Source organism: Hydrogenophilus islandicus (assembly GCF_054657095.1).
In genome coordinates this window covers 25,865-35,056 of sequence record NZ_BAAHXE010000022.1, presented here as the reverse complement: position 1 = coordinate 35,056, position 9,192 = coordinate 25,865, and the positions used below count along the sequence as shown (strand labels likewise).

Below are 9,192 nucleotides of genomic sequence, written 5' to 3'. Positions count from 1 at the left end.
TGCTTATCTTCAAACGCTGAGCACTGCACTGTGCGCAAGCAAACGCTTGTGAAGGTGCTGCGCGGCATGCTGAACGACCCGCGAACACGTCTGCTGCATGCCGAGATCAACAAACGGCTAACCTCTTGGAGTACGCACGAATGAAAATGACCTCGTCTGCCCCGCTGGACGAAGCCCTCGTCATCGTATCCCTGCTCCTCATCTGGTTCGTCGCCGACTTCACGCCGGTGTGGCTTTGGCCGCTGCTCGGCGTTGCGGCGCTCTATCTCGCGCCGGCATTGGGGATTCTCGCTGAAATCGTCCGCCGAAGGATCGACGGCAACCGTTACTGAGCGCGGGTGCGTTCGGGCCCAGCTGGCCTTCCCCTTTTCACCGTGGTCGGCGTCGCTACCCGGATCACAAAGCCGACCCGCCGCCACGGCGGCGCGTCACGTTTGAGTTCGCTCACCTGCGCGAGGAGCTCCTCGCCCGCCAGGAGCCTGGCGGCGATCGCTTCGTTGTTGGGGCGCGGGACGTAGCCGAGTGTGCGCCCCCGCCAGTCGATGCGCACCGCAAGCGGGTCGTGGGGGTTTGCGGGTTCGGGCACGAGCGCAAGGGGGTCGCCCACCGCGAGCTCCTCCTCCACCTGCGGCCCGTCGTGGTACTCGAAGCCGGCGACGTGGGCATGGAGCACCACCTCGGGCCCAGGCACCTTTTCGCCGAGCCAGGCGAGCGCCCGCATGAGTTGCCGCTCCGATTTAGGGTCGAGCAGGTGGTGGGCAAAGTGCGCTGCGCGCCGTCGCAGCCACTCTTGCGCGAGCGCTTCGCTTTTGCACCGCAGTGCCGCGCGCCGCCGCTCCTGCCGCGCCGGGTCGTTGAGCGCTTCAAGCACCCGTTCGGCCCACTCTGCCATCGCTGTGCTCACCTCCTGGTTGCAAGGGCCGCGCAGTTGCACAAGTTCATAGACCGCGTCTTCTCCCTCGGCATTGACCGGCTGCGGGCGGTAGTAAGCAGTGGCCTTTTCGCGCGGCCGCTCAAGGTGGAAGATCCGCGCTCCTTCGACCGTCGCCGCCCAGTAACTCGTACCCCCGACGCAGTGGCGCATCACGATCCCCTCCATCTGGAGCATCGTCGCCGTGTAGAGCTCTTCTGCTACTCTACCCTCCTCCTCCAGACGTCCGACAATCACCGGCACGGCGAAATCGGGCAGCGTGCGATCCTGCTCCGGTGGCGGACGCCGCCGGTGCCAGCGCGCCGAGGCGTCAAGTAAGCCGAGCAGCCCGTGGCAGGCCACCCACGCGCTCGCCAGTTGCCGCCGACTCGGGCCGTCGCGGCGTTTGAGGATCGCCGCCGCACGGTCGCGCACCGCGTCGAGAAAGTCGCCGCAGTCGACGAGCGCGGAGAGGAGGTTGCCGTGTCGCTTGGCTGCCGCTTGCCAGGTAAGCTGCCAGCCGAGGCGAAAAGCGCCGCGGTGCACGTCGGCAAGTCTCTCTGGCGCGATCCCCTCACCCCCTTCCGCAAGAAGGGCAAAGTAGTTCGCTAAGTAGGGCAGCCAGCGCTCGAACTCGGCAATGTCTGGGCGCTGATTGTCGGGGAGCGCGTCGAGAAAGGCCAGGAGCGAGCGCCGATGCCCCACATCCCCGCCACCCCACATCACGGCGTTGATTGGCGCGCGCACGAGCCCCCGCGAGATGCCCCAAAAGTGGGCCAACGCGCCGACGAGGTCGCGCCCCGCGTCGATCGCCGCTTCGACGGTTTCATCCTTGTGGCGCTGGGCGTGGCGCTTGCCGTCGAAGTGGTTGGGCGAGTGGTGAAAGGTGAGTAAAAGCGGCGCAACGAGTGGCGGAAAGCGGCGCAGTGCCTGCAGACGCCGCTCGCGCTGCGCCGCGGGCAGGGTCGCAAGCCGGTTGTAGTTGCGGATCGACGAGAGGTAGCGCGTCGGCGGCGGATGGGGTTCGCGCCCCAGAGGGTGGCCGGTGACCGCGGCTGGGGTGTCGGGCCGCTCGAAGCTCGCCAGGAGCGCGACGACGTCGCGATCGAGCGCCGCAACGTAGGCCTGGAAGTCGGGGTCGAAGAGGAACGCCGCGTGGTCGCGCGCAAGACTCGGCACGACTGGTGCAGCGTAAAGGACGTGCACGTAACCGACTTCGGGCAGGGTGAGCGAGTAGCGCTCGCCGCGACGATCGTCGGCAAGCGCCGCGACGATCGGGGCGATCGCTTCGTCCCGCCCGAGCCAGTCGTCGCCGAGCCGCAGCGCAAGCGCCCGGCCGTCGCTGAGCACCAGCCAGAGGCGCGGGTAGCGGTCGGGCGGCCAGAGGCGGTAGCCCGAGACCCAGAGGCGCGCGCGGACGGTGGGGAGAGCGGCATTCATCACGCAGGTTGCAGCCTCACTCCCTGAGCACCCGTGCCCAGTCGATCACCACCTTCGGGAGCGTCACTGCTGCAGTCGTTCCCTGGAGTTCGTAGACCGCGGGTTTGCCGTATGCGCCGTTTTCCAAGAGGTAGATCGTGACGACGCGGTCGGTGGGGTGCACCAGCCAGTACTCCCGAACGCCTGCGCGCTCATAGACGGCGCGTTTGACGGTCTGGTCGTGCGCAGCGGTTGCGGGCGAAAGTACCTCGATGATCCAGTCGGGCGCACCGCGGCAGCCGCGCTCGTCGAGTCGCTCTTTACGGGCCAGGTGAGGTAGTCGGCGTAGGTGTAGTGTTGCGATTGAGGAAGCGCGAGTCCCATGGCGCGTCTCCTTTTGTGCACCCGTTTAGATTATAGTGATCGGAGCGCGGTTTTAGTCAGGCGTGCGCTCGGCGCTACCTTTGCTAAGCGGCGAGTGGGTAGGCGAGCGATTCGTATCGGGAGAGATAGCCGTTGCTCGCCAACAATGAGCGGATGGTCTGTTCGCTTACGTCAAAGTAGCTTGCGGCATCGAGAATCGCGTCGTCAGAAAAATCTTCGTCGAGATAGCCGATCAGTGCGTCGATGGGGCACAAAAACTCTGCGGCAAAGGCGCGTTGCCTTTTTTGGCGAGCGGTGAATGCATCGGTCGAAATGCGCCAAGAGGAATCATTCGGGTCAGCCATCAGCCAATCGCTCAAAACCCGAGCGAGTTCAAACCGGCGGGCCGTGGGGTGGCGTTTCCGCGGTAGCAACACCGTTTCATTCGGCAAACGCCGCACGACAGTCGCTGACCGCCGTCTGTCGGTTACATCGTCGAGTTTTGCGTGACCGCTGATACCCAGTAGCGCGTAGAGGTCGGCAGTAGGGATCGGATCGCGAGTGTTTCCAAGGTCTTTGCGCAAACGTTGCGCTGCCTCTACCCCTTGCACCCACGGCACACTCCGACGATTGACTGTCTTGGGCTCGACTTGCGGGGCGATGGAAATACCTTTCGCGCTCTCAAGCGATGCGATTTCTGCAGCGGGATCGCGCTTCAAACCGATCACCGGGGACAATTCCTCAAGCGCGCTCAGGCCAATACGGCTTTGCCAGCGCAGCAGGTCAGCGAGTATCTCCTCAGGACACTCCTCGCGGTCGAACCCCAAAAGCGCCTCAAGACGCCGCCGTTCGGTGAGCGTTGGGTCAGAACGTTCGGAGCGTAGCTGCTTGCAGAGACCAGCAAGCGCTGTCTCCCGCAACCCAGTAGCGGCAAGTCTTTCCACCACCTCATTGAGGAAGCTGTCGAGAACGGTCTGAAAGTGCGCAAGGGGCACAGAGAACGGAACTTCAAGTCCGGATAGGTACTGCACCGATTGCCCGGCTGTTACGAACGGTTCGGCATAAACCTGCACCGTTTCACCGTCAGAGGCGAACAACACGCGCGGCCAGACGTAGCCGTGATCCGCAGCGCCCAGCTCGTGCGCGAGCCGCCACACAATGGGCGGCCTTGATGCGGGGAGCGGCTCAAAACTCAGCCGCCACCAGTTCCAAGCCAACCAATAGGCAAGGGGGTACATGGACACCAGTACGGCGTCACGCACGGTGCGCGACCAGCAATCTTCGTGGTGGGTGAGTACGACACCTCCAGCGCTGATTTCGAGCCAGCCGCTCGTCGCCGCCAATTCTGGCGGATCATCCGTGGTGGTGAGCCACTCCCTAACGGTAATGGCGAATTCGGTCATGGCGACATTTTCCAGCGTTTGCGGATTTCCGCTGCAAGCGGGTCGCTCTCGGGAACGGGGTAGCCGTGGTAACTGCCGCGCTCGGCGTTGTCCAGTCGTGCTTCCAGCACCACCCCCTCATCGGTCACCGCCCAGACTGCCTTCGGCCAACCCTTGTCTTCCGTCTGGCTGACAAATCCCCGCCGAAAAGCCTCCTCAAGCATTGCCTGAGCCCTCTTCCTTTCAAAAATACCAGCGACGTCACACAGGGATTTTCCTGGGCGGGGGCCAGCAGGCGGCGTCAGACCAAAGTCGCCGGGGTTTTTCTTGTGTGCCGGACTGCCTCGGTAAACTGCGCGTTCGGCAAGTAAAGCAAGGCGTTGTCTCTGCTCATCTGCTATCGCAGCAAAACGGGGTAGCGGGCGGGGTTTGGTCAGCATGAACGTCGAGGGTCGCAAAATTTTCTGACACCACAGCTTGCCCATTCTACCATCGAGAAACCGCCCCCGCAGCGACTACTTCTTGATCGACAGGGTCCGTCGTGCCCGAGGAGCGTCGTCATCCCAGCGCGTGCGATCGCTGCGTTCCCACTCCTGATGGGGGCGCGACGCACCGCGCGAGCGATGGGCGTCGTGCGGACGCGCGTCACCCCAGCGGCTGCGGCCAAAATCGCTCTTCGGCTTTTGTGGGGCGGCAAAGGGGCGGCTGGTTCCGGGGCTTCTCCGCTCGCTCCTGACGTTACCCCCCGTGCGGCGGGGGATACGGGGCTCGAGCCCGGCGATCGTCTCCTCGGGGAGCGTGCGGCCAACGAAACGGCCGATCCCTTGGATCAGGCGGCTTTCGTTGGGGTGCGCGAGGGTGATCGCGATTCCTTCCCGCCCCGCGCGGCCGGTGCGGCCAATGCGGTGGACATAGTCCTCGAACTGTTTCGGCGGATCGAAGTTGATCACGTGCGTGATACCGGCAACGTCGAGCCCGCGCGCGGCGACGTCGGTCGCGACCAACACCTGAATCTCGCCGCGGCGAAGACGCTCAACGACGCGGCTCCGCGCCCGCTGGGTCATGTCGCCGTGGAGCGCCTCTGCACGGATGCCGTTTCCTTGGAGCTGGGTCGCGAGCATCTCGGCGCTCCTTTTGGTGGCGGTGAAGATCACGGCTTGCTGGACCGCTTCGTTCGCGAGGAGATGCGCCAGGATCTGGTTCTTGTGGGTCTCGTTGTCGAAGTAGTGGACGCGCTCGGCGATTTTGGGGGCCGCCTCAGGGGTGCGAACGACTTCGATGCGGCGCGCGTTGCGGGTGATCGAGCGGGCGAGTTGGCCGACAACGCCGTCGAGTGTTGCGGAAAAGAGAAGGGTCTGCCGGTTTGCCGGGGTCGCGACGGCGATTTCGCGAATATCGTCGATGAACCCCATATCGAGCATGCGGTCGGCCTCGTCGAGGACCAACGTCTCGACGGCGGAGAGGGTGAGGGTGCGCTGGTTGAGGTGGTCCTTCAAGCGGCCAGGGGTGGCGACGATCACATCGACCGGCCCTGCGAGGTCGCGCCGTTGCGGTCCGAACGGCATGCCGCCCACCAGCGTCACGGTTTTGAGGCGGCGAAGCCCCTGACCGTAGGTGCGAAACGCCTTTTCGACCTGTTGCGCCAATTCACGCGTCGGGGTGAGCACGAGCACCCGGGCACCGCGATCGCGCGGGTCGGGGCGCGGTTGGCTCAACCGCGCAAGAAGCGGCAGGGCAAACGCCGCCGTTTTGCCGCTCCCCGTTTGCGAGGAGACGAGGAGATCTTCGCCGGCGAGCACCGCAGGAATCGCTTCGCGCTGCACCGCAGTCGGTTCGGTGTAGCCTGTCTGGGCAACAGCGGCGGTAATGGCTGCGGGAAGCCCGAGATCGGCAAAAGTCAAGGAAGAGGGGGTGGGTGAGACGTGCTCGAGGGTCGACATTGATGTTCCTTCATACGATACAAACAAAGAGAGCCAATAAAGGCATAAGCCGTCGACGGCAACGAGCCACGTACAATGAAAGGGCGAAACTCTAGGCCTTCGACGGGACTGCGGCGACAGTCCCAGAAGCGTGACGCGCCCAAAGGCGCATGAGAGCTACTAACTGCGACGCAATGCAAACGCGACTATAACACAGACGAGGAAAAAACCAAGTGGAACCCCTCGCAATTCTTTTTCCCGATTTTGCCTGCATTGCCCTGGGCGCGGTGCTTCGCCGCACGCTGCTCCCCGACGAACGGTTCTGGGTCGGGGTGGAAAAGCTGGTCTATTTCGTTCTTTTTCCTGCACTCCTTTTTCGGTCGCTCGCTACAGCCCCTTTTTCGTTGCATGATGCGGTGACGCTCATTGCGGCGGGCGCCGCAGTCATGGTTTTGGGGTTTGTGCTCATTCTGCTCCTCGGGCGGTGGGTAGGCGCGGACCCGCTGACGATCGCATCGCGGGCGCAATGTGCGTACCGCTTCAACACCTACATCGGCATGGCGATCGCGCAGCAGGCTTTTGGTGCTAACGGCTTAGCGTGGATGGGGATGGTGTGTGGTGCGCTCGTGCCGCTTGCCAATCTCCTGGCGGTGGGCAGCATGGCGCGACGGTCGGTGGGGGGAATGCGCCACCTCTTGGTCAATCCGCTGGTACTCGCCACGTTGATCGGTTTGGTGTTTCATGGCGCGGGCGGCGTGTTGCCGCAACCGGTCGACGCGCTCCTTGGCCGCCTCTCAGCGGCAGCGGTGGCAATTGGTCTTTTGGCGGTGGGGGCGGCGCTCACCCCGTCGCGCGATCTCGCCATTTCGGGAGCGGTCGTCTCGCTGGTGAAGCTGGTGTTGAGCCCCGTCGCTGCCTGGGTGATCGGACGGTGGCTCAATCTCGCTGCGCTTCCTTTTGCGGTGCTGGTGATCTTTGCTGCGCTTCCTTCGGCGAGTTCAGCCTACATCCTGGCTTCCCGGATGGGTGGTGATGGTCCCGGGGTGGCCCGACTCATTTCGCTCACGACGGTACTTTCGGCCGCAACGCTCACCCTGTGGCTGGCCCTGCTTGAGGTCAAGTGACCGGTGCCCCTCACGGGGACCATCAGCGCCGTCCCAAGCGGTTACGACCTACGATTTTTGCCCGAGCCACCGCCGCAGGTGTGCTGCAAAGGTCGATCCGTCCATGTAGCCGGTGACGCGGAGCTCCGTGCGCTCTTTACCGTTCGCGTCGAAGAGGAGGAGTGCGGGGGGGCCGTAGATCTGGAAGTGGCGCATGAACGCCTGGTCGCTCGCGTTGTTCGCGGTGACATCCATTTTGAGGAGCGTCACCCCCTCTTTGAGGAGGGCCACCACCTGGGGGTCGGTAAAAGTGGTGCGCTCCAACTCCAGGCAGGAGACGCACCAATCGGCGCGAACATCGACGAGCGTCGGCCGGCCACTCGCTGCGACCACCGCTTGGAGCTCCTCGAGCGACGCGATCGGGCGAAAGGTAAGCGCTGAGGTTTCCGGCTTCCCTTGCTGGGCAGCAAAACCGGCAAGCGGCTGCAGCGGATCGCGGCTGCCCGCAAGTGCCCCCCAGAGGGCGGCGACGCCGTAGGCAAGCAAGAGGAGTCCCACCGTTTTGCCGAGCTGTTTCGGCCAGCGCGCGGCGACTGGTAGTGGCTCGAGCGCCCCCAACGCGACAGCGCACCCAATCGCCAACACCCCCCATCCCGCGAGCCAGAGGGTTTCGGGGAGGACCGGTCGGACGATCCACCACGCCACCCCGAGCATCACCACACCCATCGCTGCTTTGACGCCGTTGAGCCACGGGCCGCTTCGCGGGAGCAGCTCGCGCGCGCCAACGCCCACGGCAAGGAGCGGCGCCCCCATTCCAAGCCCCAGAGCAAAGAGCGCTGCGCCGCCAAAGAGGGCGTCGCCACTTTGCGAGATGTAAAGGAGCGCCCCAACGAGCGGCGGTGCGACACAGGGGCTGACAATGAGCGCGGAGAGGATCCCCATCACCGCCACCCCGACCAGCTGCCCCCCCTGTTGGCTCCCCGCGAGCGCGTTGAGACGGTTTTGCCAACTCGCGGGCAACTGCAGTTCGTAAAACCCGAAGAGCGAGAGCGCCAAGAGGACAAAGAGCACCGCGAACGCAACGAGCACTGCCGGTTGCTGCAGCGCCGTCTGCACCAATGCGCCCGAGAGCCCCGCCGCAACACCCGCGAGCGCGTAGGTGAGCGACATCGCGAGCACGTAGGTCGCGGTCAGCACCAATGCCCGCGCGCGGGAGAGCTGCGCCCCCTGACCTACGATGATCCCGGAGAGTATTGGGATCATCGGAAAGACGCACGGGGTAAAGGCAAGGAGCAGCCCAAAGCCGAAGAAAGCGGCGAGCACCACACCCCCCTGCTGCTGTGCAATAAAGCGGGCGAGTGACCCCGCCTCGTCGGTTGCAGGCGGCGAAACGTCGCCGCTCCCATTGATTGGCGCGGTTTTTTTGTCCTGCGCAACAGATGGCGGCGTCGCCGTGCCCTGATCGGTGGGCGCAGAGGGCGGCGTGCTCTGATCACTCGGCGGCGGCGCAGCTGGCGATCGACCCTTCGCGATCGCCCCTTCGGGTTGGGTTCCAGGCGCTGGAGCGCCCGCTCCCGCCGCTCCTTTGTTGAAGAGCGCACCCAGCAGCGACCGCGCGGGCGGCGCGTCGGCGACTGTTACCTCCTGCTCAAGGGGCGGATAGCAGACGCCGCCGTTCCAACACCCTTGGCTGATGATCCTGAGGCGCCACGGCTCCGCGCCATTCGCCGTGACCACCGGGAGCGTGAAGCGCAGGGTATCATAGTAGACCTCCGTCTCGCCAAAAAAGTCGTCGCGCTTCTTTTTCCCCGGCGGGAGTTGCGGCGCACCCAGTTGGAGCCCTTCGGTGAGCGGCTCGACGCGCACTTTGTCCCGGTAGAGGTAGTAGTCGCGGCGGATCGCGAATTCCACCGCGATCGTCTCGTTGTCCACCCGATAGGCGTGCGCCGGGTAGGCCTCTTCGGGCGGTACCGGGTCGGCGGCGAAAAGGGCGGGGGAGAGAAACGCCAACAGGGCAAAGAGAAGGATCCCCATCACCCGCGCAGCATGCCGTTCTGCCCAAAGAGCGCAAGGAGGGAAGAGCACCATCAGACGAT

At 64.7% G+C, this 9,192-nt stretch carries 7 protein-coding genes and 1 pseudogene; 2 read left to right on the top strand and 6 right to left on the bottom strand.

Translation table 11 applies throughout. From position 1 onward, the window contains the following. The first annotated feature begins 140 nt into the window (after positions 1 to 140). Positions 141 to 332: a hypothetical protein gene (locus ACYQ6T_RS07550; protein WP_459829516.1), complete on the top strand. Its 192-nt coding sequence runs from the start codon at positions 141 to 143 to the stop codon at positions 330 to 332. Here the strand turns inward: ACYQ6T_RS07550 and ACYQ6T_RS07545 are convergent. The 5 genes and pseudogenes from ACYQ6T_RS07545 to ACYQ6T_RS07525 form a co-directional block, all read right to left on the bottom strand. Then, positions 326 to 2,350: an HIRAN domain-containing protein gene (locus ACYQ6T_RS07545; protein ID WP_459829513.1), complete on the bottom strand. Its 2,025-nt coding sequence runs from the start codon at positions 2,348 to 2,350 to the stop codon at positions 326 to 328. The two genes, ACYQ6T_RS07550 and ACYQ6T_RS07545, sit on opposite strands and share 7 nt — an antisense overlap. A 16-nt stretch (positions 2,351 to 2,366) precedes the next feature. Next, positions 2,367 to 2,645 (bottom strand): annotated as a pseudogene (locus ACYQ6T_RS07540) (Uma2 family endonuclease); the annotation flags it as partial. A 151-nt stretch (positions 2,646 to 2,796) separates the two neighbouring features. Next, entirely contained in the window at positions 2,797 to 4,095 is a 1,299-nt protein-coding gene (locus tag ACYQ6T_RS07535) for an ImmA/IrrE family metallo-endopeptidase (RefSeq protein WP_459829510.1), read from the bottom strand. Beyond that, positions 4,092 to 4,298, bottom strand: a complete 207-nt coding sequence (locus ACYQ6T_RS07530) for a hypothetical protein (protein ID WP_459829508.1) — start codon at positions 4,296 to 4,298, stop codon at positions 4,092 to 4,094. Before ACYQ6T_RS07530 ends, ACYQ6T_RS07535 begins: the two co-directional genes overlap by 4 nt. Positions 4,299 to 4,589: 291 nt before the next feature. Continuing rightward, positions 4,590 to 6,014 (bottom strand): DEAD/DEAH box helicase, encoded by a 1,425-nt coding sequence (locus ACYQ6T_RS07525; RefSeq protein ID WP_459829506.1) that lies wholly within the window; start codon positions 6,012 to 6,014, stop codon positions 4,590 to 4,592. Positions 6,015 to 6,226: 212 nt separating this feature from the next. Between ACYQ6T_RS07525 and ACYQ6T_RS07520 the strand changes: the two genes are divergently transcribed. Further along, a complete protein-coding gene (locus ACYQ6T_RS07520) occupies positions 6,227 to 7,117 on the top strand; it encodes an AEC family transporter (protein WP_459829503.1) in 891 nt (296 codons plus the stop codon). 48 nt (positions 7,118 to 7,165) lie between these two features. Here the strand turns inward: ACYQ6T_RS07520 and dsbD are convergent, their stop codons facing one another. Further along, positions 7,166 to 9,184, bottom strand: coding sequence for a protein-disulfide reductase DsbD (gene dsbD / locus ACYQ6T_RS07515; RefSeq protein WP_459829501.1), 2,019 nt, complete (start codon positions 9,182 to 9,184; stop codon positions 7,166 to 7,168). Positions 9,185 to 9,192: the final 8 nt, after the last annotated feature.

Bases quoted from the DNA above. Each gene is read 5' to 3' on its own strand.
- ACYQ6T_RS07550 (WP_459829516.1), top strand. From the start codon at position 141: ATGAAAATGACCTCGTCTGCCCCGCTGGACGAAGCCCTCGTCATCGTA.
- ACYQ6T_RS07545 (WP_459829513.1), bottom strand. From the start codon at position 2,350: ATGAATGCCGCTCTCCCCACCGTCCGCGCGCGCCTCTGGGTCTCGGGC.
- ACYQ6T_RS07535 (WP_459829510.1), bottom strand. From the start codon at position 4,095: ATGACCGAATTCGCCATTACCGTTAGGGAGTGGCTCACCACCACGGAT.
- ACYQ6T_RS07530 (WP_459829508.1), bottom strand. From the start codon at position 4,298: ATGCTTGAGGAGGCTTTTCGGCGGGGATTTGTCAGCCAGACGGAAGAC.
- ACYQ6T_RS07525 (WP_459829506.1), bottom strand. From the start codon at position 6,014: ATGTCGACCCTCGAGCACGTCTCACCCACCCCCTCTTCCTTGACTTTT.
- dsbD (WP_459829501.1), bottom strand. From the start codon at position 9,184: ATGGTGCTCTTCCCTCCTTGCGCTCTTTGGGCAGAACGGCATGCTGCG.